Origin of the sequence: Klebsiella sp. SWET4, from assembly GCF_024296565.1 — a bacterium.
Lineage (GTDB): Bacteria > Pseudomonadota > Gammaproteobacteria > Enterobacterales > Enterobacteriaceae > Klebsiella > Klebsiella variicola.
Window position 1 is genome coordinate 878,903 of the sequence record NZ_JANCOB010000001.1, and the last position, 26,491, is coordinate 905,393.

At 59.3% G+C, this 26,491-nt stretch carries 23 protein-coding genes, 2 pseudogenes and 1 riboswitch; of the genes and pseudogenes, 13 read left to right on the forward strand and 12 right to left on the reverse strand.

Annotated features, from left to right (window positions below; all coding sequences use genetic code 11):
* Nucleotides 1–74: 74 nt before the first annotated feature.
* The 3 genes from NKJ21_RS04550 to NKJ21_RS04560 form a co-directional block, all read right to left on the reverse strand.
* Entirely contained in the window at nt 75–728 is a 654-nt protein-coding gene (locus NKJ21_RS04550) for a LysE family translocator (protein WP_032733156.1), read from the reverse strand.
* 187 nt (nt 729–915) lie between these two features.
* Nucleotides 916–1,140, reverse strand: coding sequence for a hypothetical protein (locus NKJ21_RS04555; RefSeq protein ID WP_004199962.1), 225 nt, complete (start codon nt 1,138–1,140; stop codon nt 916–918).
* A gap of 203 nt (nt 1,141–1,343) precedes the next feature.
* The gene (locus NKJ21_RS04560; protein WP_023340185.1) at nt 1,344–2,111 is read right to left on the reverse strand and encodes a helix-turn-helix transcriptional regulator; all 768 of its coding nucleotides are present in this window, start codon (nt 2,109–2,111) and stop codon (nt 1,344–1,346) included.
* A 109-nt stretch (nt 2,112–2,220) separates the two neighbouring features.
* Here NKJ21_RS04560 and NKJ21_RS04565 point away from each other — a divergent pair, with 109 nt between their 5' ends.
* Entirely contained in the window at nt 2,221–3,012 is a 792-nt protein-coding gene (locus NKJ21_RS04565) for a sulfite exporter TauE/SafE family protein (RefSeq protein ID WP_023340186.1), read from the forward strand.
* 88 nt (nt 3,013–3,100) lie between these two features.
* Here NKJ21_RS04565 and puuE read toward each other — a convergent pair whose 3' ends face one another.
* From puuE to NKJ21_RS04580, 3 genes and pseudogenes are all read right to left on the reverse strand, one after another.
* Entirely contained in the window at nt 3,101–4,033 is a 933-nt protein-coding gene (gene puuE, locus NKJ21_RS04570; protein WP_023340187.1) for an allantoinase PuuE, read from the reverse strand.
* A pseudogene (locus tag NKJ21_RS04575) lies at nt 3,921–4,789 on the reverse strand (aspartate/glutamate racemase family protein); the annotation flags it as partial. The pseudogene NKJ21_RS04575 and the gene puuE, both read right to left, overlap by 113 nt.
* Complete coding sequence (locus NKJ21_RS04580) at nt 4,789–5,505, reverse strand: GntR family transcriptional regulator (protein ID WP_002905523.1); 717 nt, start codon at nt 5,503–5,505, stop codon at nt 4,789–4,791. The pseudogene NKJ21_RS04575 and the gene NKJ21_RS04580, both read right to left, overlap by 1 nt.
* 144 nt (nt 5,506–5,649) lie before the next feature.
* On the opposite strand from NKJ21_RS04580, the gene NKJ21_RS04585 reads away from it, so the two are divergent.
* A complete protein-coding gene (locus NKJ21_RS04585; RefSeq protein WP_042948098.1) occupies nt 5,650–7,146 on the forward strand; it encodes an NCS1 family nucleobase:cation symporter-1 in 1,497 nt (498 codons plus the stop codon).
* A 100-nt stretch (nt 7,147–7,246) separates the two neighbouring features.
* Entirely contained in the window at nt 7,247–8,557 is a 1,311-nt protein-coding gene (gene guaD / locus NKJ21_RS04590) for a guanine deaminase (protein WP_050887133.1), read from the forward strand.
* A gap of 121 nt (nt 8,558–8,678) precedes the next feature.
* On the opposite strand, the gene NKJ21_RS04595 is transcribed toward guaD, so the two are convergent.
* Nucleotides 8,679–9,620: a hypothetical protein gene (locus tag NKJ21_RS04595; protein WP_004189966.1), complete on the reverse strand. Its 942-nt coding sequence runs from the start codon at nt 9,618–9,620 to the stop codon at nt 8,679–8,681.
* Between the two features lie 124 nt (nt 9,621–9,744).
* Nucleotides 9,745–11,001 (reverse strand): sensor domain-containing diguanylate cyclase, encoded by a 1,257-nt coding sequence (locus NKJ21_RS04600; RefSeq protein WP_012541652.1) that lies wholly within the window; start codon nt 10,999–11,001, stop codon nt 9,745–9,747.
* A 397-nt stretch (nt 11,002–11,398) separates the two neighbouring features.
* Between NKJ21_RS04600 and NKJ21_RS04605 the strand changes: the two genes are divergently transcribed.
* The 3 genes from NKJ21_RS04605 to NKJ21_RS04615 all read left to right on the forward strand — a co-directional run bounded on the left by NKJ21_RS04605 (nt 11,399) and on the right by NKJ21_RS04615 (nt 14,740).
* A complete protein-coding gene (locus NKJ21_RS04605) occupies nt 11,399–12,439 on the forward strand; it encodes a LacI family DNA-binding transcriptional regulator (protein WP_039103584.1) in 1,041 nt (346 codons plus the stop codon).
* A gap of 191 nt (nt 12,440–12,630) precedes the next feature.
* Entirely contained in the window at nt 12,631–13,554 is a 924-nt protein-coding gene (locus NKJ21_RS04610; RefSeq protein ID WP_032740587.1) for a TIM barrel protein, read from the forward strand.
* Between the two features lie 13 nt (nt 13,555–13,567).
* Nucleotides 13,568–14,740, forward strand: coding sequence for a Gfo/Idh/MocA family protein (locus tag NKJ21_RS04615; protein ID WP_023340191.1), 1,173 nt, complete (start codon nt 13,568–13,570; stop codon nt 14,738–14,740).
* A 37-nt stretch (nt 14,741–14,777) separates the two neighbouring features.
* Here the strand turns inward: NKJ21_RS04615 and NKJ21_RS04620 are convergent, their stop codons facing one another.
* From NKJ21_RS04620 to NKJ21_RS04630, 3 genes and pseudogenes are all read right to left on the reverse strand, one after another.
* Nucleotides 14,778–15,884, reverse strand: a complete 1,107-nt coding sequence (locus tag NKJ21_RS04620; protein ID WP_032740586.1) for a DUF4056 domain-containing protein — start codon at nt 15,882–15,884, stop codon at nt 14,778–14,780.
* Between the two features lie 65 nt (nt 15,885–15,949).
* Nucleotides 15,950–16,894, reverse strand: coding sequence for a hypothetical protein (locus NKJ21_RS04625; RefSeq protein ID WP_012541648.1), 945 nt, complete (start codon nt 16,892–16,894; stop codon nt 15,950–15,952).
* 18 nt (nt 16,895–16,912) lie between these two features.
* A pseudogene (locus NKJ21_RS04630) lies at nt 16,913–17,168 on the reverse strand (glyceraldehyde-3-phosphate dehydrogenase); the annotation flags it as partial.
* Nucleotides 17,169–17,468: 300 nt separating this feature from the next.
* Nucleotides 17,469–17,570, forward strand: a riboswitch (TPP riboswitch).
* A 68-nt stretch (nt 17,571–17,638) separates the two neighbouring features.
* On the opposite strand from NKJ21_RS04630, the gene tenA reads away from it, so the two are divergent.
* From tenA to NKJ21_RS04665, 7 genes are all read left to right on the forward strand, one after another.
* Nucleotides 17,639–18,334: a thiaminase II gene (gene tenA, locus NKJ21_RS04635; protein ID WP_012968150.1), complete on the forward strand. Its 696-nt coding sequence runs from the start codon at nt 17,639–17,641 to the stop codon at nt 18,332–18,334.
* Nucleotides 18,331–19,059, forward strand: a complete 729-nt coding sequence (locus NKJ21_RS04640) for an ABC transporter ATP-binding protein (RefSeq protein ID WP_032730433.1) — start codon at nt 18,331–18,333, stop codon at nt 19,057–19,059. The genes tenA and NKJ21_RS04640 overlap by 4 nt, the downstream gene beginning before the upstream one ends.
* The gene (locus NKJ21_RS04645) at nt 19,056–19,796 is read left to right on the forward strand and encodes an ABC transporter permease (protein ID WP_032754450.1); all 741 of its coding nucleotides are present in this window, start codon (nt 19,056–19,058) and stop codon (nt 19,794–19,796) included. The genes NKJ21_RS04640 and NKJ21_RS04645 overlap by 4 nt, the downstream gene beginning before the upstream one ends.
* A gap of 24 nt (nt 19,797–19,820) precedes the next feature.
* Nucleotides 19,821–20,756, forward strand: coding sequence for an ABC transporter substrate-binding protein (locus tag NKJ21_RS04650; RefSeq protein WP_032740580.1), 936 nt, complete (start codon nt 19,821–19,823; stop codon nt 20,754–20,756).
* A gap of 306 nt (nt 20,757–21,062) precedes the next feature.
* Entirely contained in the window at nt 21,063–22,448 is a 1,386-nt protein-coding gene (locus NKJ21_RS04655; protein ID WP_008804788.1) for a diaminobutyrate--2-oxoglutarate transaminase, read from the forward strand.
* Nucleotides 22,449–22,457: 9 nt separating this feature from the next.
* On the forward strand, nt 22,458–23,939 hold the full coding sequence (locus NKJ21_RS04660; RefSeq protein WP_162493254.1) for an aspartate aminotransferase family protein: 1,482 nt from the start codon (nt 22,458–22,460) through the stop codon (nt 23,937–23,939).
* 204 nt (nt 23,940–24,143) lie between these two features.
* Entirely contained in the window at nt 24,144–25,037 is an 894-nt protein-coding gene (locus NKJ21_RS04665; RefSeq protein ID WP_032754453.1) for a LysR substrate-binding domain-containing protein, read from the forward strand.
* A 239-nt stretch (nt 25,038–25,276) separates the two neighbouring features.
* Here the strand turns inward: NKJ21_RS04665 and NKJ21_RS04670 are convergent, their stop codons facing one another.
* Nucleotides 25,277–26,467: a cytochrome c biogenesis protein/redoxin gene (locus tag NKJ21_RS04670; protein WP_032754455.1), complete on the reverse strand. Its 1,191-nt coding sequence runs from the start codon at nt 26,465–26,467 to the stop codon at nt 25,277–25,279.
* Nucleotides 26,468–26,491 lie beyond the last annotated feature (24 nt).

The window sequence follows — 26,491 nt, forward strand, 5'->3', positions numbered from 1 at the left end:
AGCGGACAAACTAACTGATTTGAAGGTCCGCTATGAGCGAAGAGCGGACAGTGGCTTTACCCTTTCGGTAAAACTTAACTGGAAGGTTTCGATACGACACCAGACCCGCTAAACAACATGCGGATACCGAGGCCTATCATGACAACGCCTGTAAATCGTTCCTGCCATTTGATAAAGCCTGGGTGTTTACTTAGCCAGTTTCCAAATGTCCCTGATGCCATCGCGACTGACCCCAGGGAAATAATTCCTGCCACCTTCTGGATACTACCCAGAACAAGCAATTGCAGCCAGACAGGACCCGCGGCAGGATCGACAAACTGAGGAAGAAAAGCGAACATGAACAGCAGGGATTTTGGGTTGGTCAGGCTGTTCAGGGCGCCTTCCTTAACGGCACTCCAGTCAGAAATTTTGGCTGTTTTTCGCAGCCGCGTATCTGTGCCTGAAGTCGCAATCATTTTTATGCCCAGCCACATCAGATAAGCCGCACCAGCCCACCGTAACAGATCTAGCGCGACTGGGCAGGCATGAACAACGGTTACCAGCCCCAGGACCAGAAATGAAACTTGCACAAAACCCGCTACAAATACATTGCCCAGTACCGTAAGCAGTGCGATACGTCTTCCCTGACCGACGCCTCTGGCAATAGTCAACATCATGTCTGGCCCCGGAGAGATCTCCAGAAGCGTTAGCGCGAGGAGGAAAGTTATAAACGTTTCGATAGAAGGCATCGTGGTGGAGTCCGGAAAAATATTTCCGCTACGTTACCTCAGTCCGATTCGAGCCGAAAGCGGAATGTACTGCAGCGTCAGCTTCTGGCACAGAGCGGAACTTCCCCTTTGCCGACGTGAAAACCGCTATTGTCTGACCTCATTCTGGTCAGCCAGATGTTCTGTACCGTCGCCCTGCCGGCGGCCTCTATCTCAGTAAAACCTGAATCAACTGCACGACGATATACACTCCCGCTACCACCTGTATGATCCGAAACCCCCATCTCAGATAGCGCCATTGATGGCGTTCGCTGGCATCAGCGGCTTCAATGGCGGGATCATAACGTTTTCTTTTCCTGGTTCTGAATGTATCGAATCCCCACAGGATGAGAAGAAAGATGATGATGATTTTTTCAACGATAAGATGGTTCACTAAGAGAGACTCCGGTCTTCTCACGGTTACAGGCAGAATAGATAAACCGCCTGGATGTAGCCACCACTAAATGTAGGGGTATCTGAAGACGCAAGCCAGGCATTCCCGGATTGTCTGTCTTATGACTACGTTAGCGCATAGCAACGCCATAAAAGCGACATTCATTTCCGACACATGCTGCCGGAGTCCCCTTCCCCGACGCATCAGGCTGGGTGATAAAACGATGGCGGCTGCCCGGTCACGCGGCGGAACATGGTGGCGAAAGAGGACGCATTATCGTATCCAAGAGATAATGCCACTTCGTTCACCGGTTTCCCTGCTATCAACCATGCCAGGGCGCTCACCACGCAGGCTCGCTGACGCCAGGCGGAAAATGACAGGCCCAACTGCTTCAGGAAATGCCGGCGAAAGGTGCTCTGGCTCATAAACAGCGCCCTGGCCCAGCGTGCCGCAGGATCATGGATAGAGGGGTTAAGCAAAAAAGCCTGACAAAGCGCCAGCAGCGCCGGATGCTGCGGAAACGGAATGTCAAATTCGCGGACCGGCATGGCGGCCAGTTCCAGCAACATCAACTGTATCAGCGTGCGATCGCGTGGGCTGTCGTACAACGGTGGTAAATCCACAGCCTCAAGCAGTAGCTGGCGCAACAGCGGCGAGACGCTGATCACTTCACAACGACGGTGTTTAATGAAAGCGGCCACATAATCTGGCTCAATATATAAGCTACGCGTGGTCACCCCCACAAATCTGACGGCGTGCACGGTTTCAGGAGGGATCCAGACAGCATGTTGCGGAGGAACCACCCATTCTCCGTCCTGAGTGGTGACATACATCAGTCCGGTCGCGCCATACAGCAGCTGTGCGCGACGATGCTGGTGCGGTGGCAGTATATACCCTTGCGCATAGTCATTGCCTAACGCCACCACTTCGCGATCGAGCCGATCGACCTCGTCAATTTTTACGTTGCGCACACCTGCCCCCCTCTGACCGATTTACAAAGGTAATTGAGCGCTACGCAAATGGGAAGCCGTACGCGACCGGTATAAGCTGCTCGCTCATTTTCAGGGCGGGGATATTCTCTTGAATGATATCGTTATTATTGCGCTGGCAGGCTTTACGACCGGCATTACCACCGTGCTGTTCGGCTTCGGAGGGGGCTTTGTGGTGGTGCCCTTTGTCTATCAACTGATCCTTCGGCAGCCGGAACTCGCGGGAAACGCCATGCATGTCGCGGTGGCTACCTCAACGGCGGTGATGATATTTAACGCCGGCTGGGTCAGCTATCGAAACTGGCGGGCGGGTAAGCTTGCCGCGCAGACGCTGTTTCCGTTGTTATGGTTTATTGCCATTGGGGCGGTGGTCGGCTCCTGTCTGGCGGGGATATTGAGCGAGAAGATCGTTCGCGCGCTGTTTATTCTCTATATGCTGGCAACCATCAGCGATTGTTTGTTGCGCAAAGGTTTTTTCAGGGGCAGCGCTCGGCGTCGGCTGTCCCTGCCAGTGGTCACTGGCGGCGGTATGGTTATCGGTATGATTGCCGCATTGCTGGGCGTGGGTGGCAGCGTCATGACGGTGCCCCTGCTACGGCGACACGGGTATGAGATGCAGGAGTGCGTTAGCGCATCCAACCCGCTTTCTTTGCCCGTGGCGCTATGCGGCGCTGTGACCTATGCCGTCATTGGCTGGCACAGCATTCCGCTGAGCGGATTTCTGGGGTTTATCAGCCTGAAAATTTTAGGCCTGCTCGTCCTGACCGGCTGGGCCGGGATAGTGTTTAGCCGCCGGGCAATCCCTGCGGTACCTGATGTATGGTATGCACGCATCTATGTGCTGCTGCTGTGCCTGGTACTCCTCGCCATGCTCATTCAATAATCAGAAATACATCCTGGTGAACCGGTTCAACAGACGCGACCGGGCGGTACCCTCTCCCTGTGGAGAGGGCCAGATGAGTGGCAGCAAGCTACCCGCGATACGGATGGGTTTCGCGCCAGTGGTCGGCAATTTGCTGCCGGGTGCAGACCCACACCTTGTCGTGCTGCTGGATATAGTCAAGGAAACGCTGCAGCGCGCGGAAACGGCCCGGACGCCCAAGCAGTCGGCAGTGCATCCCCACGGACATCATCTTCGGCGCGGTTTCACCCTCGGCGTACAGCACGTCAAAGCTGTCTTTCAGATAGGTATAAAACTGCTCCGCGGTGTTGAACCCCTGGGCGGTGGCGAAGCGCATGTCGTTGGCGTCGAGGGTATAAGGCACGATCAGGTGCGGCCGCTGGCTGCCGTCGCTGCAGGCCACTTCGCTCCAGAAAGGTAAATCATCGCCGTAATAATCGCTGTCGTAGTCAAAGCCGCCGTGCTCCACCACCAGCTGGCGGGTGTTGGGGCTGTCGCGGCCGGTATACCAGCCGGTGGGCGGTTTGCCGAACAGGTCGGTCAGTACCTGCACCGCTTTTTGCAGATGCGCGCGCTCCTCGGCAATATCCATGTGCTGATAGTGGATCCAGCGCCAGCCGTGGCTGACCACATCGTAATCCGCAGCCTTGATCGCCGCCACAATCTCCGGGTGCCGCGCCAGCGCCATCGCCACGCCGAAGACCGTCAACGGCAGCCCGCGCTGGCTGAACTCACGATGGATGCGCCAGAACCCGGCCCGGCTGCCGTACTCATAGAGTGAATCCATCGACATATGGCGTGCCGGGTAGCTGGCGGCGCCAATAATATCGGACAGGAACTGTTCCGACCCCTCATCGCCATGCAGGACGTGATTCTCAGCGCCTTCCTCGTAGTTGAGGACGAACTGCACCGCGATCCGCGCCCCGCCCGGCCAGCGCGCGTGCGGCGGCTGCCCTGCATAGCCTCGCAGATCGCGAGGATAGTGCTCCTGGTTCTCTCCCATCTCCTGCCCCTTTTAAAATGGATTTAACGACTGAAACTGTCCGCTTAACGCTTTTTTCTCCGGGAACGCTAAGTCCCCGTGCTTGCTGGTCGCCAGGCCCAGCGCGACCAGTGACTCCACCATCTTCACCGCCGCGCTGACGCCATCGATCACTGGCACCCGCAGCTCGCGGGTCAGCTCCTGCGCCAGGGTCGCCATGCCACCGCAGCCAAGGACAATCGCCCCGCTACCATCCTCTTTCAGCGCGCGAATGCAGCGCTCACGCACTTTCTCCTGCGCCAGGCCGCTGCCGTCTTCCAGCGCCAGCACCGGCAAATCAATGGCGTGCAGCGCCGCGCAATGTTGATGAAATCCGTACTGGTGCAGCAAATGACGGGCGATGATCAGCGTGCGCGGCAGCGTGGTCACAATGGAGAAACGAGTGGCGACCATCGTCGCCATATGCATCGCGGCTTCCGCAATGCCGATCACCGGCCCCTGGGCCAGCTCCCGCGCCGCCAGCAGCCCCGGGTCGCCGAAGCAGGCGATCACATGCCCATCCACCCCCTGCTCGCGTCCGGCCTTGATCTGCTCCAGCACGCCGACCGCCGCGATGGCTTCGTCAAAGTGGCCCTCAATTGACGGCACCCCGGCGCGGGGACAGACCGCAAGGATCTCGGTACCCGGCGCAGCGACCGCACGCGCGGCGGCGCCTATCGTTTCAGTCATCGCCAGGCTGGTATTGGGGTTGATCACTTGTATACATATGGCAGACATCACGACTCCTTGTGGCCGGCGAACAGCCGGGAAAAATCGGGCAGGCTGACACCATCGCGCTCGAAGCACAGGCTGGCGACAATATGATCAAAATGGTGCATCAGCGCCTCGCTGAGCGGCTGCAGGGCTTTATCCCGTAGCAAACCCACCAGCTGCTGGTGATCGTCGCAACGGCAGCCCTGTCGCCAGGGAGCGCCCCAGGCGGCAATCACTAAAGAGGAGCGCTGGCTGAGGCGGGTCACCATCTCGGTGAGCACCGGGTTGCCGGAGATAGCCTGCAGCTGAATATGAAAGTCAGCGGAGTGGCGGATCGCCGCCGGGCCGTCGTGCGCCTCATGGGCCTGCTGTTCACGCTGAATAATGTTCTCCAGCGCCGCCAGATGCGGCGGCTGGCAGCGCGCGATCACATCCGGCAGATTAGCGACCTCAAGTAGCGCCCGGGTACGAAAGATCGCCTGGGACTCTTCCACGCTCGGGCTGGTGACGTGTGCACCACGTTTGGGCGTTAACGTGACCAGTTGCACAGCGGCGAGTCGTTGCAGCACCTTTCTGATGCCGGTGCGACTCACGGCGAACACCTCCGCCAGCGCCTCTTCCGGTAGTTTGCTGCCCGGCGGCAACTGATGTTCGACGATGGCCGTCATCAGCGCCTGGTAAATGCTTTCGTCCTTGTCCTGCAGCGCTGGCGCGGCCTGGAGACGATGTTCATTATTCATTAACCCACTCCGGTTTCACTTATCGATAGCAGATCGTATACATAAAATTTATTTTTTGTATACAAGATTCATCATTCTGGCCTGGATCCTGCAATAGCCTCAGCAATCCATTTCACAGGGTTTTCATTCAGAGGAGCAGGTTTCATGCCACATTCATCCCACACGCAGCAGAAGAAGACTCACGAGGCGGCCGCCAGCTACAGTCCGCGGCTATGTAATGAGGATCTGGCGCCCACCCGCGACCAGAACTGGAGCTGGTACAATATTTTTTCATTCTGGATGTCGGACGTGCACAGCATGGGCGGCTACGTAGTAGCGGCGAGCTTCTTTACGCTTGGACTGGCCAGCTGGCAGGTTCTGCTCTGCCTGCTGGTCGGCATCTGTATTGTGCAGCTGTGCGCTAACCTGGTGGCGAAGCCGAGCCAGATGGCCGGGGTGCCATACGCCGTTATCTGCCGTCAGGCGTTTGGCGTCTTCGGCGCCAATATCCCGGCGGTGATCCGCGGGCTGATCGCGTTCGCCTGGTACGGTATTCAAACCTATCTGGCGGCGAATGCCCTGATGCTGGTTCTGCTCAAGTTCTGGCCCTCCCTTGCCTCGCTGACCAGCAGCAGCTTTCTCGGGCTGTCAACGCTCGGCTGGCTGTGCTTCGCCACCATGTGGCTGCTGCAGGCGATGGTGTTCTGGCATGGCATGAACGCCATCAAACGCTTTATCGATATCGCCGGTCCGGCGGTTTATGTGGTGATGCTGGCGCTGGCCGGCTGGATTGTATACAAGACCGGTCTGGATGGGATCTCCTTTACCCTCGCCAGCAAATCCCTGAGCGCCGGCGAGCAGACCTGGCAGATGATCACCGCCACGGCGCTGGTGGTCTCCTACTTCTCCGGGCCGCTGCTTAACTTCGGTGACTTTTCCCGCTACGGCAAAAGCATGGGCGAGATCCGCCGCGGTAACCGCTGGGGTCTGCCGTTTAACTTCCTGCTGTTCTCGGTGGTGACAGTGGTGATTGTCTCCGGCACCCAGTCGCTGTTCGGCAAAATGATCACTGACCCGATCGAAACCGTCAGCCGCGTGGGTAACGATCTGGCGGTGGCCATTGGCCTGCTGACCATGATTACCGCCACCATCGGCATTAATATCGTGGCTAACTTCGTCTCTCCGGCCTTCGATTTTTCCAACTGCGCGCCACAGAAAATCAGCTTCCGTACCGGCGGGATGATTGCCGCGGTGGGATCGATACTTCTGACGCCGTGGAATCTGTTTAACTCGCCGGAGCTGATCCACTATACCCTCGACGTACTGGGCGCCTTTATTGGCCCGCTGTTTGGCATCCTGATCGCCGACTTCTACCTGATCAAACGCGGCCGGGTGTCGGTGGACGATCTGTTTGACGATACGCCGAAGGGCAAATACTGGTACCGCAACGGCTTTAACCCGAAAGCGATTGCCGCCCTGCTACCTTCGGTAGGCCTGGGGCTGATCATCAGCTTTATTCCGGCCCTGCATGAAGTGGCGAACTTTAGCTGGTTTATCGGGGTCTTCCTCGGCGCCACCCTCTACCGCTGGCTGGCCCGCGACGAGCGTGAAGTACAGGCGACCGCAGCCTTTCATTCCGGCGCGGTAGCGCAAAAAGAGTAACCCTCCCCACCTGCCGCGGCGTCTGGCCGCGGCAGGCTGCAAACTGGCACCAATCTTGCTGTTTATCACTATTCCCAGGCGTTAAGAGAAGGCAGGTTCGATGATGGATTACCAGACCGCGGTACGCGGTGCATTTTTTGATATCGCCGGCGTGGCAGAGACCCCGGATGAGGTGGCTGCTCAGGCCCGTTATCTCGATGATGGCCTGTTGTTCTTGCGGGACGGGAAAATTATCGCGCTGCTGCCATGGCAGGAGGGCGAAGCCTTTCTGCATCCACTGAAGGGTTATGTCGATCAGCGAGGCAAGCTGCTGCTGCCCGGGTTTGTCGATACCCACATTCACTATCCGCAGACTGAAATGATCGGCGCCTTTGGTGAACAGCTGCTGGAGTGGCTCACCACCTACACCTTCCCGGTGGAGAGCCAGTTTGCCGATGCGGATTACGCGCAGGAGATAGCGCAGTTTTTTGTTAACCAGCTGATTAGCCATGGCACCACCACCGCGCTGGTGTTTTGTACACTGCACCCGGCTTCGGCCGAGGCGCTGTTCAGCGAGGCGCTGCGTCTGAATATGCGGCTGATCGCCGGCAAAGTGATGATGGATCGCCATGTGCCGGATTATCTGTGCGAAACCGCCGGGGAGAGCTACGAGCAGACCCGGGAGTTAATCCTCCGCTGGCATCAGCGCGGGAGGCTGGGCTATGCCATCACCCCGCGCTTTGCCCCTACCTCGACACCGGCGTTGCTGGAGGCCGTGCAGCGCCTGCGGACTGAGTTTCCCGACACCTGGCTGCAGACACATCTCAGTGAAAACCGCGAGGAGATCGCCTGGGTTAAACAGCTGTGGCCTGAGCATGCGCGCTATCTGGATGTCTATCATCACTATCAGCTCACCGGCGAACGCAGCGTATTTGCTCACGGGATCCATCTCGATGATGCCGAGTGGCAGTGCCTGCATGACACCGGGTCCGCCGTCGCCTTCTGTCCGACTTCGAATCTGTTTCTCGGCAGCGGGCTGTTCCGCCTGCCCGCCTGCTGGCAGCACCAGGTGCGGATGGGCATCGGCAGCGACGTCGGGGCCGGCACCACCTTCAGCATGTTGCGGACGCTGGGCGAGGCCTATAAGGTAGGACAACTGCAGAGCTATCGCCTGCGCGCCAGCGAGGCCTTCTATCACGCCACCCTCGGCGGGGCGCGCGCCCTGCGGCTGGAGGATAAAATTGGCAATTTTCAGCCGGGCAAAGAGGCAGATTTTGTGGTGATTGACCCGGCGGTCACCCCGCTGCAGCGTCTGCGCACAGGCCGCTGCCATGACATTTATGAGCAGTTGTTCGTGCTGATGACCCTGGGAGATGAACGCAATATCAGCGAGACGTGGGTGAATGGCGAGCGGGTGTGGTGTCAGGATTGACCCTCACCCTGGCCCTCTCCCAAAGGGAGAGGGAACCGTTCGGTCATCGTTGCGACGCTGGCACGCCTCCAGGCCCTCTCCCGGAGGGCCTGTGAATTGCCTGGCACCAGAATTTGGGTAATCAAAAACTCATTGCCAGGCCTACGCCATAGCCCGTGGTGTTATTGCCGAACATATAGCGCGCCACCAGTCGGGTGCGGGTGATAAAGACCGGGTATTTACTGCTGTCCAGCTCGAGGCCAACCCCCAGGGAGGTCAAACCGGTAAAGCCCAGCGCCCCTCGCTGCTCGCCGAGAAATTCAGTATGCGCCCCCTCCAGCACATAACGCAGCGGGTTGCCCAGCAGCGTCCAGTCGGCTATCGGCGCGCGGCGGCGCAGATACAGGCCGAGATTCTCCGCGCTGGCCTCGCCCTGTACCACCTCGGCGCTACTGCCGAAACTTTGCAGATGCATATAGGAGTAACGCAGTTCGGCATCAATATCCTGGGTGGCAGAGAAGCGTTCGTAATCCAGCATCAGTGCCCCGCCCAGCCCCCAGGCGTTGAACCGACCGCCGTCGAGAAATTGCAGATCGGCGTTGGTTTTTCGCTCAATTGCCCAGCTACCAATACGCGCATCGCTGGCCAGGGTACCGAGCATCACATTGACGATCGGCCGCAGCACCAGGTTGCCTCCGAGGCTGTCCCGGTGCAGCGAAAAATCCCAACCGACGCCGCCGGTGGTGGTCAGACTGTTCCATTTGGTCGGCACATTCCGCGTCTGTTCGCCATTGCTGACCACAAAGCGCGGGTCGTAACGGCTGTAACCCATCGTACCTTCAAGGTACAGAGGAAACGACTCGCTGAGGGTTGCCCCGCCGCCAAACTGGGTGATGGCCAGATTATGTTTGTCGTTGCTGCCGGAACCAATGTTGAGATCGCTGGCGGTCACGTCAGGGACGACGGTATAGCTCATCAGAGTCAATACGGCATCGGCACGCTGTTTGATGGCGTGGCCGTTCGCCGCCAGCGTCGCTGGCGCGGAAAGCGAAAGTACCGACAGGAGAACGAAAAGACGCACCATATGTCGTTTGCCACCTCAGCGACAGGCTAACAATATTGCCACCTAAATCAGCAGGCTGGCGTTCACTCAGTATAGTCGGTGAGTCAGCCTGCGCGTCCGGCGGGGAGAAAAAGCATCGGGCTGGTCAGGCCGCGCCTCCGCGGCTGTGCAGCAGTTCCACATTTTCAAACGGCAGGCGCGAGACCCGGTTGCGCCCACCATTTTTGGCCACATACAGCGCTTTATCAACGCGGGAAAAAAGCTGATCAATCGCTTCCCCGTCATGGTGTTCGGCCACGCCGATGCTCACCGTCACCGACAGCGTCTGATACTCGCTGACCGCCTGGCGGATCCCTTCCGCCAGTATCAGGGCGCGCGCAATCGGCGAATGGGGTAAAAAGAGCAGAAACTCTTCTCCCCCCCAGCGATAAATTTTATCTTCGCGATCCACCGACGTTTCCAGAATGCGGGAGATCACCAGCAGGACTTCATCCCCTTTTTGATGACCGTGAATATCATTAATGCTCTTGAAATGATCGATATCGATTAACAGCAGACAAAAGCCTTGCGCGATAAATGACGGCGCCTCGACGAGGCGATAAAATTCACGGCGATTAAGCAATCCGGTGAGCGGATCGTGGGCGGCAGAGAATTCCAGCTCTTTTTTCAGATGCACTTCTTCGGTGATATCGTGAATAATGCATAGCATCAGTCGAATATTATAAAGCACTACGGGCCCGGCATAGGTTTGGACATGGCGCAGCGTACCGTCGGCTAAAATATGCGTAAAATTAAGCGGTTTATGCCCGCCTGGCATATTAGCAATATTATTCATGATGGGGATCACGTCCCGACCAAGGGTATTAATTTGCCAGGTATGTTTATTGCGCATTTCCTCATCGGAATAATGATAAAAACGCAGCGCCGCAATATTGGCATCGACAATTCGACCATCCTTACTGGGATCGATCAATAGCATCGGCGCGGTATTGGTCATAAAAAAACGGGCAAAAAAACCATTGTTGCGTCGCTGATAGCGGCGGGAGCCGGTATGAATGGATTGATTTTGCGCCAGCAGCTTCACGGCTTCAAACAGCAATAAGGTACCGCTGTCGTCGGTGTCGACCAGGGTGGTTTTACAATATACCGACTGCAGGCCCTTGCCCGTCTGTAACGTCCAGACTTCAAATATCTCGGTCATCGTATCGAGATAGCGAAGATAATGTTGTAACTGCGTTTCAGGACAGGTCGAATAGATACCGTTACGCATCTCCTTCAGCGACATATCGCCGCTCAATGTCCGGGAAGCCGGATTGGCATAGACCACACTTTCAGTAAAAGGATGGACTACCCATATCGGGGTACTTAATACATCAAAAACAGCCAGTTCTTTTAATAACATACAGGCCCCAAACCGACCAATTCCCGGCGCAGAAGCGACACATAACGATATGCGTCCCTGACGCTGGTATAAAGTGATAACAAAACAACCGAATAGCCTTAATGACGCGCGTGCGCGGCAAGTATAGTCGGTTCTGCACGCAGCGACGCCCACCCGAGGCGACTTTGCGCGTGGTTTAACCGTCTGGATGCGATAATGTCTTTTTTATTAATTCTATTTCAACAGCATAGCAGCAATACCAGAACTGGTAGTCGCTTTTGATCACAGAGTGTGTCTATCGGTCTTCTCGCCCGTTGGCTGCGTATTGGCTTTGTCCAGGATGCCCGCATTGCGGCTTTTATGCCCAGACTAATCGTGATAGTTTCTATCATAACTCTCATCACAAACGGCCATCATAGTGAAAAAATCCGCTACTAAAATCACGCTTGCCGATATCGCACGTGAAGCCAACGTCGGTATTGCCACCGTCGACCGGGTGCTCAACAAGCGTGCGGCGGTGAAGGAGTCCACGGCATTGAGCGTACTGGAGGCGGCACGACGACTGGGGTTTACCCTCGAGCAGCCCCACTATCGCCTGGCGGCGGGGAAAGCGCCGGTCACGGTCAGAATGGGGTTTATTCTGCTGCAGGAGACCCACTCCTTCTACCTGCCGCTGGCCCAGGCGCTGACGCGAGAGGCCGCCCCATGGCTACCGGCGGGCCAGGTGCCGGTGATACTGCATTTTGCCATCGATGCGGTGGAAGCGATGGCTCAGGCCATTCACCGGCTAAGTGACGAAGTGGACGTGTTAGGCCTGGTGGCGCTGGACCACCCGCTGATTCGCCACGCGGTGGCCCGGGCTGCCGCCCGTGGCGTTCGCGTGTTCACCCTGCTTTCGGATCTGTCGGTCCCTCAGCGCAGCGGATATATCGGCCTCGATAATCAAAAAGCCGGGCGCACTGCGGCCTGGTTTATTGAGCGCTTATGTCGGGGTAATGGTGAAATAGGCATTATCATTGGCGACAATCGTTTTACCTGTCAGGAAAGCTGTGAGATCAGCTTCCGCTCCTGCCTGCGTGAACAAGGCATGGGGCAGCAGATCCTGGAGCCGGTTCGCAGCCATGAACGGGCGGATATCGCCAGGAGCGTGACGGAGCAGATGCTGAGTCAGTACCCGGCCCTGCAGGCGATCTATGCCCCCTGCGGCGGCGTCGAAGGCATTGTCGAGGCGCTGCGCGACAGCGGCCGTCAGCAGGCGATCACTCTCGTCTGCCACGGTCCGCTAAACGACAGTGAACTGGCGCTGATCGATGGCACCATCGACATCATGCTTAACCACCGGCTGGAGGCGTTTGCCGCTGCCACGCTACGCACCATAACGGACGCGGTTTCTCGCTCGCACAGCGAGGTGATTTCTCTCCCTCAGCCTTTCGATATCATCACCAAAGAAAATATGTAAATTCCCGGCCCCGCCGCCGCCGGGGCCAGTTAACGGGCAGACCGCGCCCGCCCTCAATTTGATAAAAAACTATCAAAAACCACATCAATTCAAAGCATGATGGCCATCAAAAAATCATCATTCCATCATTGTTGAGAATGAAATATTTATTCAATACTCAGCGGCATCCCCTGTGTAAAAAGGAAGCCAACATGACACTCTCAATCGCCAATGCCCCCTGCAGCTGGGGCGTGGATGACCCGAAAAACCCTGACCTTCCCGCCTGGGCTACCGTGCTGAAGGAGGCGGCGCAGGCCGGCTATCGCAGCATTGAGCTGGGGCCCTGGGGCTACCTGCCCACCGACCCGGCCAGCCTGCGCGCGGCGCTGGAGCAGCATCAGTTGTCGCTGGTGGCCGGTACGATCTTTGACGATCTGGTCAGCGAGGCCCATTTCCCCACCCTGGTGGCGCTGACCCATCAGATCTGCCGCAATCTGTCGCAGGTTCCGGCCGCCGAACCCACGCCAGGGCATCCTGTTCAGCCGCCTTACCTGGTAATTATTGATTTCGGCAACCCTGAACGGGCGCGCTTTGCCGGGCGCGGCGCGCTCGCTCCACGTCTTGATGACAAAGACTGGCAGCGCATGATGGCGCACATTACCGCCATCAGCACCCTCGCCTGGCAGGAGTACGGTGTGCGGGCGGTTATCCATCCCCACGCCGGGGGCTGCATCGAATTTGCGGATGAAATCGAGCGGCTGGCGAACGATATTCCACACGACGTCGCGGGATTGTGTCTGGATACCGGGCATCTCTACTACGCCGGTATGGATCCGCTCGACTGGCTGGATCGCTACTACGCGCGACTCGACTACCTGCACTTCAAGGATGTGGATCCGCAGGTTTACCAGCGCGCCATCGCCGAGGGCATCGACTTTTTCACCGCCTGCGCCGAAGGGGTAATGTGCCCGCTCGGCAGCGGCGCCATTGACTATCCGGCCATCAAAGACTTTCTCGCCCGCCGAGGATATCAGGGCTGGATAACCATTGAACAAGAGCGCGACCCGCGCCATGCCGCAGGCAGCCTGCAGGCGGTCACGGAAAGTCTGCGCTATCTGCGCGACGTGGGATTCTGACAGGAGACGCAACATGATTAACGGTTTAAAACCTCTCGATCGCACCCTGCGCTGGGGCATGGTCGGCGGCGGCGGCAGCAGCCAGATCGGCTATATTCACCGCTCAGCGGCGCTGCGTGATAACACCTTTACGCTGCTGGCCGGCGCCTTTGATATTGATGCCGAGCGCGGACGCCAGTTCGGCCAACAGCTGGGGGTGGATCCCGACCGCTGTTACGCCGACTACCAGAGCCTGTTCCGCGGTGAAGCGGAGCGTCCGGACGGCATTCAGGCGGTGTCGATTGCTACACCAAATAACACCCATTATGCCATCTGCCGGGCGGCGCTGGAGGCCGGGCTGCACGTGGTGTGCGAAAAGCCGCTGTGCTTCAGCAGCGAGGAAGCTGACGAACTGGTGGCGCTCAGCCAGCGGCAGCAGAAGATCCTCGGGGTGACCTACGGCTATGCCGGCCACCAGCTGATCCTGCAGGCCCGGCAGATGATCGCCGACGGGCTGCTGGGCGACATCCGTATCGTCAATATGCAGTTTGCCCACGGTTTTCACGCCCAGCCGGTGGAGCTGGAAAACGCCAGTACGCGTTGGCGGGTCGATCCTCGCTTTGTCGGCCCCAGCTATGTTCTGGGCGACCTGGCCACTCATCCACTGTTTCTGGTTGAAACCATGGCTCCGCAGCTGAACATCACCCGGCTGATGTGCGCCAGACAAAGCTTCGTCAAAAGCCGCGCGCCGCTGGAAGATAACGCCCATGTGCTGATGGAGTATGACAACGGCGCCGTTGGCTCGCTGTGGAGCTCCGCCGTTAACTGCGGCTCCATGCACGGACAAAAGGTGCGTATCGTCGGTGAAAAAGCCAGTCTCGAATGGTGGGATGAACAGCCCAACCAGTTGCGCTATGAAATCCAGGGCGAGCCGGTGCGTATCCTCGAGCGCGGCATGGACTATCTCGATCCGCTGGCGCGTCAGGATGACCGCATCGGCGGCGGCCATCCGGAGGGACTGTTTGAGGCATGGTCGAATCTCTATCGCCGTTTCGCCATCGCCATGGATGCCGCCGACCGTCGCGACGAAGCGCTGCTGGCCGACTTCTGGTATCCGGACGCTCGCGCCGGCGCGTTCGGCGTGCGCTGGGTGGAAAACTGCGTACGGTCTGCCGACAACGGCGCCTGCTGGGTCGACTTCCGCTAACTCACTGGCTCAGGGCGCTCGCCCTGAGCCTTTATGGCTATTTTTCAATTCGTGCCAGCTGGGTCTTATCCGCCTCACGTGCGCTATCCGCCAGCGCCTGGAACGCGCCGGCGCCATAGTATTGCGCGGGAACCGGCAGCGCCTGCATATCATGCCCTGGGTAGATCTGCAGTTCGCCGAGGTCGCGTAAGCGGAACCCCCCAACCTGCTCCGGCATGGTCAGGCGATACGGCGGCAGGGTTTCGAAAGGGACCGGCGTCGGCAGTCGATTCTCCTGCAGATCATAGTTACGCTTCAGCACCAGAAACTTATCCGGCACCCGCCGGTGACTGTTCCACCAGTCGCCGTCGATCCGCTGAAACATCGCTTCCGTCTCCCCTCGCGTCGCCACCATCAGTCGGGTCAGCGCCTGTTTCAGCGCCGCATCCATGGCCTGGTTATAGTCTTCCAGCGAACCACCGTGGCCGCTGAGGATCACGTTAATCGCCAGCCTGGCGCCGAGTAAATTGGAGTAGAGATCCTCTGGCGAAAAAGCGGAGATCTCCTCAGAAAACCCGGGGACCGACTGGAAGCCATACCACTGGGCAATCTCATGCCATTGGGCAATTTCGAAGGCCAGATGACCCGCCAGCCAGGCGGCCAGCTGATAGCGCTGCCTGACGCCCGCCGGCGGCGTAAAGGCATTCAGCTGAACGCGGCGTACGCCCAGCTCTTCACTGTAGAAGATCCGCCCCGCCTGGCCCAGCGTCGGCGCAATACGATTGAACAGATAGAAGGTGTAGTCCGCCGTATCGCGCACATGGGCGATATCAATAAACCCGCCGCGACGGGTATAGATGAGCCCGTTCTGCTCCTCGCTGAGCCCCAGCAGGTTTTTCACCGCCCCGAACGCGCTGTCGTTGTAATGGTGCTTGCCCAGCGTATCCAGGGTCAGCACATTACCGATCTGGTATACCGGGATCGGGATGCCCACCGCGCGCACGTGCAGGTCGTAACCAAAAGCGCAGCACGGTCGCAGCGACTCCGGCGGCGGCAGCTCACCCAGGGTGGGCACCGGATGGATCGCCGTCACAGCGGGCAGCACCGGATCCTGCGCCAGCGCCGGCAGCGACAGTGCAAACAACAGCCATAAGGCTTTACGCATCAACAGCCTCTCCACAACAACAAAAGAGCGCGCATCTTACCGGCAGATGGCGCCAGCAGTTTTAGTTAAAAACGGTATTCACCGGAGACAAAGAAGCTATTGCGCTCGTTAAAACCAAATTCAGTCAGCACGTTAAAGTTTTTGGTAACTTCATACTGGGCGCCAATCAGCATATTCCAGGGTGAGGTTAGCTTCTGCTTGACGTCGAATTTCCCCTCGCCGTCTTTATTGACTGCGGCAATCAGGGGCTGAAGCTCTGGCGGCATATGCAGGTCGGCCAGATCGCCTTTAAACTCCTGCTGCACGTCCTGATACATGCTCCCGACCCACAGGCTGAGGTGGGACGGCCCGTCGATCCCCTGAAAACTGAAGCGGTAGCCGACGCGCGGCGAGACGGTGACCGCCGAGATGCTGCCGTCGAGAATATCGAAATCGGTACGGGTGTAGTTAGTGTCTACTAACCCGAACCAGTTGCCGTATCCCCCGGCGAGCGTAAAGCCGGTTCCCCAGGTGGTTCCTTTGAAATCAAGCGTAAAATCAATATCCTGCAGTTTTCCGCTCTGATAAAGCTGGTGAACCGCGCCGGCGATCACCCGATCCAGACCGCGAAACTGCGACGGATCCGAATCCACGGAGACCTGGGAGACAGACGACCCGCGGGTATGCCCCACCAGCCCGTAAACGTTGAGAAACGGAAAGACCCACATATCGAGGCGCAGGTTTTCGGTTTTGCTCTTCTCGCGGGTGTGCCCGGCATCGATGGCGAACATATCGCTGGGAATGGGATGGTTGCCCAGCTTAAGCCCGGAAAAGGTAATACTGTCGACCATGATATCCTGACGGATATTCATATAGCTCAGGTTGACGCCGTAGGGTAACGGGATCGAATACCCCCGGGCGCGTGCCTCATCGCCCCATATCGGAAAATAGCTGTCGCTCTCGCTCTGCTCCGCGGCCGACGCGCCACAGGCCGCCAACAGCAGCGTTAACACCGTTCCGGATGCTCTCATTGTTATTCTCATGTGTAGTTATAAACCCGAACCGACATTGCAATAGACCGCCTGCTCATGCTCACTGAACGCCACGTCAATCCCGGTACGCAAACCGTACTGCCGTGCAATCAGGTAACGAAAACCGGCCCCCCATGCCACCTCTGACTGTTCCGCTGGCGTGCGCGCCGCGCACCCCGCGCCAACGAATCCCTGCAGGATCCAGCGCGGGGTGAAGGCCCAGGGAGGTTTGCGCCGTGACCACGTCGTCGCCCTGATAGCGGTAGCGCGAAATAGGGACATCAAAGGGTTATCATGGTGGATGAATGACTGATTAATGGCCCGCGACCGCCAGTGCGGACAACAGGAATTTCATGCTTACTCCGGGGCTTTGGGGACGCACGACACGCCTCACGAACAGTATTAACGCGACGGGGTAATGAAAATATAACGTATGAGAATAATGCTCACCAACGCGCAGTCGCCTGTTTTTCGGGTATTTTTAAACGAAAAAGTGCTGGCTATCACAGAAAAATGCCATCGCGATACAGGGCAGCGCGGTGATTGTATTCAAAAGGTGAATATCGTATAACATAGCGCTACCGAGGGGTGTCCCGTGAGGGCTGAGATGGCGCAAGCCGAACCCTTTGAACCTGATCTGGGTCATGCCAGCGAAGGGACGGGTCGGCAATTTTGCCTGCATTACCGCCATTGCCTGTTCACACCCCTGCACGCCCGGATCTCCCCTGAATATCTGGAGGTCCTGTGATAATTCCCGCGTTTAGCCATGGTCTTTATGGCCGTTTACGCCAGCTGGCCGCCGCTGACTGGCAGCACTATGTGGCGCATCCTTTCGTCCAGCAGCTTGCCGAGGGCACCCTGGCGGAAAGCGCATTTCGTCGCTACCTGACCCAGGATTATCTGTTTCTGATCCACTTTGCCCGCAGCTATGCGCTGCTGGTGAGTAAACTGCGCACGCTGCCGGAGATGCGGGCCGCGGCCGCCTCAATGAACGCCATCCTCAACGAACTGCCGCTGCACGTCGGTTACTGCGCTCAGTGGGGCATTAGCGAGCAGGAGATGGCTACCCAGCCTGAAGCGCCGGAAACCATTAACTATACCCGCTACGTGCTGGATATTGGCCACTCGGGTGACGCGCTGGATCTGCTGGTCGCGCTGATGCCCTGCGTGGCCGGTTATGCGGAAATCGGTCTCGGCCTGCTGCAGCATCCCGCCACCCGACTGGACGATAACCCCTACGCCTCGTGGATCCGCAACTATGGCGATGAAGGCTATCTGCACGGCGTCAACGCCGCGCTGGCGCTGCTGGAAACGGTGTGGCAGCAGCGCGGGAGCGAGGCCCGGATCACTGAGCTGAGCGAGATTTTCACCACTGCCACCCGCCTTGAGGCGCAGTTCTGGCAGATGGGCCTCAACGCGACGGCGGAGACCCGGGCGTGACGGCGCCGGGTATTGAGGTCCGTGGCCTGAGCCTGCATTTCGGCGACCGTCGGTTGTTCGACAACCTGTCGTTTACGGTCCCCGGCGGGCAGTGGGTGTCGCTCCTCGGCGCCAGCGGCGCCGGCAAAACCAGCCTGCTGCGGGTGATGGCCGGTCTGGCGCCCGCCACCCGGGGAGAAGTGGTCGCCAGCGATGGGCAGCCTATTCAGGGCCGTCTGGCGTGGATGGGGCAGAAAGATCTGCTCTACCCCTGGCTGAGCGTCCGGGACAACGTCGCCCTCGGCGCGCGGCTGCGCGGTGAAAAAGTCGATCGTGCCCGGGTCGCCGCCCTGCTTGATCAGGTTGAGCTCTCGTCCTGCGCCGACGCCCGGCCGGCAACCCTCTCCGGCGGCATGCGTCAGCGCGCCGCGCTGGCCCGCACCCTGTATGAGGATCGCCCCATCGTGCTGATGGATGAGCCTTTCTCGGCGCTGGATACCCTCACCCGCACGCGCATTCAAACTCTGGCAGCCACCCTGCTGGCTGGTCGCACGGTGGTGCTGATCACCCACGATCCGCAGGAGGCCTGCCGGCTGAGCCACCGCCTGCTGGTCCTCTCGGCGGCCGACGGCGACATCGATGACAGCCATCACCTCGCCGGCACACCTCCGCGCGCGCCGGACGCGCCCGATCTCTTGAACAGCCAGGCCGCCCTGCTGCAGCAACTGATGAGGGCTCATCCATGACCGGACGTCTCTGGCGGGGCAGCATGGTGTTCTGCGGGTTGATGATCCTCTGGGGTCTGGCCAGCCGCAGCGGCATTCCTCACTTTCTTTTACCCTCCCCGATGGCGGTCGCCGAGGCGCTGTGGGTTAATCGCGCCTATCTCGGCTGGAACACGCTTATCACGCTCAGTGAGATCCTGAGCGGCCTGGCGCTAGGCGTGACGCTCGGTGTCACCCTGGCGCTGGGTATGATCCTCTCTCCGCGTCTGCAGCGCTGGCTGATGCCGCTGGTCCTCACCAGTCAGGCGATCCCGGTCTTTGCCCTCGCCCCGCTGCTGGTGCTGTGGCTGGGCTTTGGCATGAGCGCCAAAGTGGCGATGGCCGTGCTGGTGATTTTCTTTCCAGTGACTTCCGCCTTCTTTGATGGCTTGCGACGGGTCAACCTGGAGTATCTCGATCTGGCGCGCAGCATGAACGCCTCCTTCGGCGCTCAGCTGCGGCATGTCCGCCTGATGGCTGCCCTGCCTGCGCTGGGCTCGGGCCTGCGGATGGCGGCGGCGGTGGCGCCCATCGGCGCGATTATCGGCGAATGGGTCGGCTCCGCTGAGGGGCTGGGCTACGTCATGCTCAATGCCAATGCGCGGCTGCAAACCGATATCTGCTTCGCCGCGCTGTTTATTTTAGTGCTACTGACCCTCCTGCTGTGGCTGGCGGTAGATACCCTGCTACACAGGCTGATCGACTGGTCACCGGAATAAAGATGAAGTAATAAAGGAAAACAGATGAAAAAGTCGCTTTTCGCCGGGGCATCCCTGACGGCCCTGGTCAGCGGCCACGCGCTGGCCAATGAACCGCTGACGCTGGTGCTGGACTGGTACATTAACCCCGACCATGCGCCGATTATGGTGGCCGAGCAGATCGGCGCCTTTAAGGCTCAGGGGCTGGACGTCAAGATTGTCCCTCCCTCCGATCCCGCGCTGCCTCCCCGCATGGTGGCCGCCCGTCAGGCGGATCTGGCCATCACCTACCAGCCGCAGGTGCACTTCTTCGCTGACGAAGGGTTACCGCTGGTGCGCGTCGGGACCCTGATTAACTCGCCGCTGAACACGGTGATCGTTCTCAACAAGCAGATCAAAACTCCGGCAGATCTGCAAGGTAAGAAGGTGGGCTATTCGGTCAGCGGCATTGAGCAGGCCACCCTGTCGACCATGGCGCAACACGCGGGGATCGATCCGGCCAGTATCAAACTGGTTAACGTCAATTTCCAGCTGACCAGCGCCCTGCTGGCGGGCCAGGTGGACGCGGTCATCGGCGGCTATCGTAATATAGAAGCACAGGAGCTGAAGCTGCAGGGCAAAACGCCGGTAGTGATGAACGTCGAAGATTACGGCGTGCCGGCCTATGACGAGCTGGTGATTGTCGCCCATCGCGACGCGATTCATGAGGCGAAGATCCGTAAATTCCTCACCGCCCTGCAGGCCGGGGTGAGCTATCTCCGCGCCCATCCGCAGGAAAGCTGGGAGGCGTTTGCCGCCGCCCACCCGGAGCTGAAAACCGAACTCAACCACCAGGCGTGGCTGCAAACCGTGCCGCTGTTCGCCACCGATCCGGCGGCGCTGGATAAACCGCGCTACGAAGCTTATGAACAGTTTTTATATAACAATAAGTTGGTGAAAAAAGTCACACCTTTAACAAATTATGCGGTGGAACTGCATTGAGACTTGCTATCGCTGACGGAAGGCATTCCGTCAGCGTTTTAACGCAGCGGCAATAAAAATATAGAGACTTTCTCACTAATAATTACACTTTAAAGGGTTATCGTGACACGCAGTTGTTCTATTATAATTCAGCAGGTTACGTTAATTATTGCCCCGGTAAGAATAACGTCAAAATAGCGCAATCAATAAAACGTTGAATGCGGATTTAAAAAGCCATATATTGTGCGCGCTTTATGAATGCCAATTCAATTCCTTAGACCAATTATTCAACCAGCGTTCAACCGCAATGCTGGTTGTGGGAGTGATATGATGACGGATAAAGTCCGTATTGATACTTTACGTGCCGATTTATTAGACGCAAACAACGAAACCTTTTTGGCCCGTCAGGCCGAATTCGAATCGAATGTCAGGAGTTACCCGCGTAAGTTACCGCTGGCTATCACTAAAGCTGAAGGCGTGTGGCTGACGGATGCGGATAACAAACAGTACCTGGACTGCCTCGCGGGCGCCGGTACTCTCGCTCTGGGCCACAACCACCCTGATGTATTGCAGAGCATCCAAAGTGTCATTACCAGCGGCTTGCCGTTACATACCCTCGATCTGACTACCCCGTTAAAAGATCGTTTCTCCGAATACCTGCTCTCTTGCCTGCCGGGCGAAGGGAAAGAGTATTGCCTGCAGTTCACCGGTCCTTCCGGCGCTGACGCCGTGGAAGCCGCGCTGAAACTGGCGAAAAAATACACTGGCCGTACGGCGGTGATCAGCTTCTCCGGCGGCTATCACGGGATGACCCATGGCGCGCTGTCCGTCACTGGCAACCTGTCGCCGAAAGCGGCGGTTAACGGCATGATGCCGGAAGTCCAGTTCATGCCTTACCCGCACCTGTATCGTTGCCCGCTGGGCATCGGCGGCGAAGCCGGCGTGAAAGCCCTGACCTACTACTTCGAAAACCTGATCAACGACGTGGAGAGCGGCGTCCGTAAACCGGCGGCGGTGATCCTCGAAGCTGTGCAGGGTGAAGGCGGCGTGAACCCGGCGCCGGTTGAGTGGCTGCAGCGCATCCGCAAAGTGACCGAAGAGCATGGCATTCTGCTGATCGTCGATGAAGTGCAGGCTGGCTTTGCCCGTACCGGTAAATTCTTCGCCTTCGAGCACGCCGGTATCCAGCCGGACATCATCGTGATGTCGAAAGCGGTCGGTGGCGGTCTGCCGCTGGCGGTGCTGGGCATTAAAAAACAGTTCGACGCCTGGGAACCGGGTCACCACACCGGCACCTTCCGCGGCAACCAGCTGGCGATGGCTACCGGTCTGACCACCCTGCGTCACCTGCGCGACAACAAGATTGCCGACAAAGTCGCTGCCCAGGGCGAGTGGCTGAAAGGCAAACTGGCCGAGCTGCAGAAGCGCTACCCGGTCATTGGCCACGTACGCGGTCTTGGTCTGATGATCGGTATCGAAATCGTCAAGCCGAACGAAGCTCAGGATCACATGGGCTGCTACCCGGCTGACGGCGAACTCTCTGCCCTGCTGCAGAAGAAATGCTTCGAAGCGGGCCTGATTCTGGAGCGCGGTGGTCGTCACGGCTGCGTGCTGCGTCTGCTGCCGTCCCTGCTGATCAGCAACGCGGAACTGGATGTGTTCCTCGACAAATTCGAACAGGCCCTGCTGGCCGCCGGCGTAAAGCCGGTCTGAGTGGAGTCAGTGACCACCATGTCCACATTGAATCCGATTCTTGCTGGTTCAGCGCAGAGCGTTGAAGCCTATCAGCAGGTTATCGAGCAGACCAGCCAGGCCGTTGTGCAGTGGCTGAAGCAACCTGAGATGTATCAGGGGAAAAGCGTTGACGAGCTGCGTGAGCGTATCTCCCTTGAATTTAACGAACAGGGTTTGGGTAACCAGGCGGCGATTGATCGTGCGATCGAGTACTTCCTGAAAGACAGCCTGTCGGTGCATCACCCGCAGTGCGTGGCGCACCTGCACTGCCCGAGCCTGGTAATTAGCCAGGCGGCGGAAGTGTTGATCAACGCCACCAACCAGAGCATGGACTCCTGGGACCAGAGCCCGTCGGCAACCATCATTGAGATGAAGCTGATCGAATGGCTGCGCGCCCGGGTCGGTTATCCGGCTGGCGACGCCGGCGTCTTCACCAGCGGCGGCACCCAGAGCAACCTGATGGGCCTGATGCTGGCGCGCGACGCCTTCTTCGCCCGTCAGGGGCACTCCATCCAGCAGGATGGGCTGCCGGGGGATATCCGCAAGTACAAAGTATTGTGCTCGGAAAACGCCCACTTCTCGGTGCAGAAGAACATGGCGCTGATGGGCCTCGGCTACCGCTCGGTCACGCTGGTGAAAACCGACGAATTCGCGCGGATGGACGTGTCCGATCTGAAAGCGAAGATTGCGCAAGCGCAGGCTAACGGCGAGCAGATCATGGCGATCGTCGCCACCGCCGGCACCACCGACGCGGGGGCTATCGACCCGCTGCGCGACATCGCCGGTATCGCCGCGGAACATCAGATCTGGCTGCACGTTGACGCAGCCTGGGGCGGCGCGCTGCTGCTGTCTGAGCAGTATCGCGACTACCTTGACGGTCTGGAGCTGGTGGATTCCGTTACCCTGGACTTCCACAAGCAGTTCTTCCAGACCATCAGCTGCGGCGCCTTCCTGCTGAAGGACGCGCGCCATTACGAGCTGATGCGTTATCAGGCGGCCTATCTGAACTCCGAGTTCGATGAAGAACACGGCGTACCGAACCTGGTATCTAAGTCGCTGCAGACCACCCGTCGCTTCGATGCGCTGAAGCTGTGGATGGGTCTGGAAGCGCTGGGCCAGAAACAGTATGCGGCGATCATCGATCACGGCGTCACGATGGCGAAAAACGTGGCGGAGTACGTGAAGTCGCAGCCGACGCTGGAGCTGGTGATGCAGCCGCAGCTGGCGAGCGTGCTGTTCCGTTCCCGTCCGGCGCAGATGGCGCAGAGCGACGCGGCGGCCATCGCGCTGCTCAACCAGCGCGTCGGCGATGCCCTGCTGGCTTCCGGCCGCGCTAACGTTGGCGTGACCGAGCATAACGGTGTCACCTGCCTGAAGCTGACCCTGCTGAACCCGGTGGTGACGCTGGATGACGTGAAGGTTCTGCTTAACCTGGTGGAACGCACCGCTCAGGAGCTGCTGGCGCAATAACCTGCCCTAGCGGGCGGCGCCTGCCGCCCCGCTGTCAGCCTTACCTGCAATAAGCCGATAATCTCCTTATCGGCTTTTTTATTTCTTTCCGCGCCACTGACGTTCTCTGCTCCCTGGCTGGTCGCTGGGCCCGTTGACGCCTGCCTTTCGCGATGCCACAGTATTATCCCGAGAATAACGACGTTCAGGATAAACATCCTGAAAATGAGGATGATGATGGAGAAACGCTTACCGGGACTGGATCTCGACGCCCTGCGCAGCTTTGTGACCGGCATGGAGTGCGGCAGTTTCGCCCAGGCAGCGCTGCGCCTGTCGCGTTCCACTTCGGCCGTCAGCGCCCAGCTTAAAAAGCTGGAGAGCCAGTGCGGTACGGCGCTGGTGGCCAAACAGGGGCGGCATCTGGTGCTCACCGCGGAAGGCGAAAAGCTGATGAGCTACGCCAGACGACTGCTGGCGCTCAATGATGAAACCCTGCGCGCGCTGCAGGGCGAGCGACTCACCGGCGAGATCCACCTTGGTATGCAGGAAGATTTTGGCGAATCGCTGATGCCGGGGATCCTGGGGCAATTTAAACGGTATCATCCGCAGGTGCGGATAGTCGCCAGGGTGGATCGCAATGGTCCGCTGCGCCAGGCGCTGGCGGAAGAGGCGCTGGATCTGGCGCTGCTGTGGCAAACCGAAGATCAGGGCCCCGGGATGGGCCGCTGCCCGCTGGCGTGGATTGCGCATCCTGACCTGGATATTGGTGCACTGCTGGCCTCCGGCGAGCCGCTGCCGCTGGTGATGTTCGACAGCCCGTGCCTGATGCGCTCTCGCGCTATTGCCTGTCTCGATGCCGCGGGGATCCCCTGGCAGGTGGTATTCGTCAGCCACAGCCTGAACGGCATCTGGGCGGCGGTACAGGCTGGCCTGGGGCTGACGATACGCACCCGCATCGGCATGCCCGGCAACCTGCGCACCGTCGCCGGGCTGCTGCCATCGCCAGGTAGCCTGGCCGTTAACCTGCAACAAACCCCGCGCGAGGGACAGCATTCCGCCGCCGTGGCGCTGCTCGGCGAACTGATGACCGAGGCCCTGCAGGGGTGGGTCGAGATGTGACGTTGTCACGCTACTTCCATTCACCCTCACCCTAACCCTCTCCCTGAAGGGAGAGGGAACCGTTCGGCAGTCACCGACAATGGGCATCCAGCGCCTCTCCCGCTTCGATGCCCGGTGGCGGCTGCGCCTTACCGGGCCTACACGCGGCTCCGTAACCAGGTAGGCCGGGCAAGCGCAGCGCCGCCCGGCATCAGTATAAGGGCTGGAGGGATCCGTCCGCCCGACGCCTACGCCGCGGGTCAGGCTTTGTTCTCCTGCAGTAGCTGCTGGATCACCTGCTCCTGGCGGGCATAATCCCCTTCGCCGAAGGCGGTATAACGCAACTGTCCGCGAGCGTCGAAAATGTAATGCGCCGGCCAGTACTGATTGCCGAAGGCATTCCAGATGGCGTACTCATTATCCGCCACCACCGGGTAGGTTATCCGCCCGTCCTTCACCGCCTGGCGCAGCAGCGGCAGCGAACGCTCCCAGGGATATTCCGGGGTATGGACGCCAATCACCACCAGCCCGGCCGCGCGGTATTTGTTCGCCCAGTCGCGTACGTAAGGCAGGGTATGCTGACAGTTGATGCACTCCCGGGTCCAGAAATCCACCAGCACCACTTTGCCCTTCAGACGCTCCGGAGTTAACGCCGGGCTGTTGAGCCACGCGCTGCCTCCCGCCAGGGAGGGCATCGCGCTGCTGGGCTGCGGCGCGGCGATCGGCTGGAGGATGGTCTTTTGCTCCGGCTGCGGCAGACGGGCGGCCAGCCGATGCTCCAGCGCCTGACTCCAGCCTCCCGCACTTTGCAGATAGCGATCGCCGCCGCTGGCGATCAGCGCCACCGAGGCCAGCATCGCCACCCCCGCCAGCCGGCGCAGCCGTTCGCCGAACGCCAGCCCACGACGCAGACGGGCAATCAACGCCGCGCCGCACCACCCCAGCAGGAATAACATCAGCGCCCCGCCGCTGCCGTAAGCCAGCAGCAACCCGCCAGTGGTCGCCTGGCCCGGATGCACAAAGCCCAGGCTCAGTATCGCCCCCAATACCGGCCCGGCGCACGGGGCCCACAACAGGCCCACCGCCAGCCCGGCCAGCAGCGAACCGATCCAGCCGCGCTGGCGTGAGCTGGCGTTGTTAAGCTGATTTCCCAGCGCCACCAGGGGTGAGGTCAGCCGCTGCGCGACGCGCTGCGAAAGCAGGCTCAGCCCGACCAGGGCGAAGAACGCCAGCGCCAGGCCGCGGCCTGCGAGGGTCAGATTCACCACCCAGCCGCTGGCGACCGTCACCAGCCACGAAACCGCGCCGAACATCAGCGCCATTCCAGCCAGCATAATTGCCAGCTGCCCCCGGCGGCCCCGGACGCTGGCGAACAGCAGCGGGATCACCGGCAGCGTACAGGGGCTCAGCAGGGTTAACATTCCGCCCAAAAATGCAATGAATATCGACATCGCCTTCTCCTCATTATGTCGTCG

What these genes read in the sequence shown, in the direction of transcription:
- NKJ21_RS04600 (WP_012541652.1), bottom strand. Translation starts at nt 11,001, where the DNA reads ATGTTATTAAAAGAACTGGCTGTTTTTGATGTATTAAGTACCCCGATA.
- NKJ21_RS04580 (WP_002905523.1), bottom strand. Translation starts at nt 5,505, where the DNA reads ATGAATAATGAACATCGTCTCCAGGCCGCGCCAGCGCTGCAGGACAAG.
- NKJ21_RS04615 (WP_023340191.1), top strand. Translation starts at nt 13,568, where the DNA reads ATGATTAACGGTTTAAAACCTCTCGATCGCACCCTGCGCTGGGGCATG.
- guaD (WP_050887133.1), top strand. Translation starts at nt 7,247, where the DNA reads ATGATGGATTACCAGACCGCGGTACGCGGTGCATTTTTTGATATCGCC.
- NKJ21_RS04610 (WP_032740587.1), top strand. Translation starts at nt 12,631, where the DNA reads ATGACACTCTCAATCGCCAATGCCCCCTGCAGCTGGGGCGTGGATGAC.
- NKJ21_RS04585 (WP_042948098.1), top strand. Translation starts at nt 5,650, where the DNA reads ATGCCACATTCATCCCACACGCAGCAGAAGAAGACTCACGAGGCGGCC.
- NKJ21_RS04665 (WP_032754453.1), top strand. Translation starts at nt 24,144, where the DNA reads ATGAGGATGATGATGGAGAAACGCTTACCGGGACTGGATCTCGACGCC.
- NKJ21_RS04655 (WP_008804788.1), top strand. Translation starts at nt 21,063, where the DNA reads ATGATGACGGATAAAGTCCGTATTGATACTTTACGTGCCGATTTATTA.
- NKJ21_RS04670 (WP_032754455.1), bottom strand. Translation starts at nt 26,467, where the DNA reads ATGTCGATATTCATTGCATTTTTGGGCGGAATGTTAACCCTGCTGAGC.
- NKJ21_RS04645 (WP_032754450.1), top strand. Translation starts at nt 19,056, where the DNA reads ATGACCGGACGTCTCTGGCGGGGCAGCATGGTGTTCTGCGGGTTGATG.
- NKJ21_RS04650 (WP_032740580.1), top strand. Translation starts at nt 19,821, where the DNA reads ATGAAAAAGTCGCTTTTCGCCGGGGCATCCCTGACGGCCCTGGTCAGC.
- puuE (WP_023340187.1), bottom strand. Translation starts at nt 4,033, where the DNA reads ATGGGAGAGAACCAGGAGCACTATCCTCGCGATCTGCGAGGCTATGCA.
- NKJ21_RS04550 (WP_032733156.1), bottom strand. Translation starts at nt 728, where the DNA reads ATGCCTTCTATCGAAACGTTTATAACTTTCCTCCTCGCGCTAACGCTT.
- NKJ21_RS04625 (WP_012541648.1), bottom strand. Translation starts at nt 16,894, where the DNA reads ATGAGAGCATCCGGAACGGTGTTAACGCTGCTGTTGGCGGCCTGTGGC.
- NKJ21_RS04620 (WP_032740586.1), bottom strand. Translation starts at nt 15,884, where the DNA reads ATGCGTAAAGCCTTATGGCTGTTGTTTGCACTGTCGCTGCCGGCGCTG.
- NKJ21_RS04595 (WP_004189966.1), bottom strand. Translation starts at nt 9,620, where the DNA reads ATGGTGCGTCTTTTCGTTCTCCTGTCGGTACTTTCGCTTTCCGCGCCA.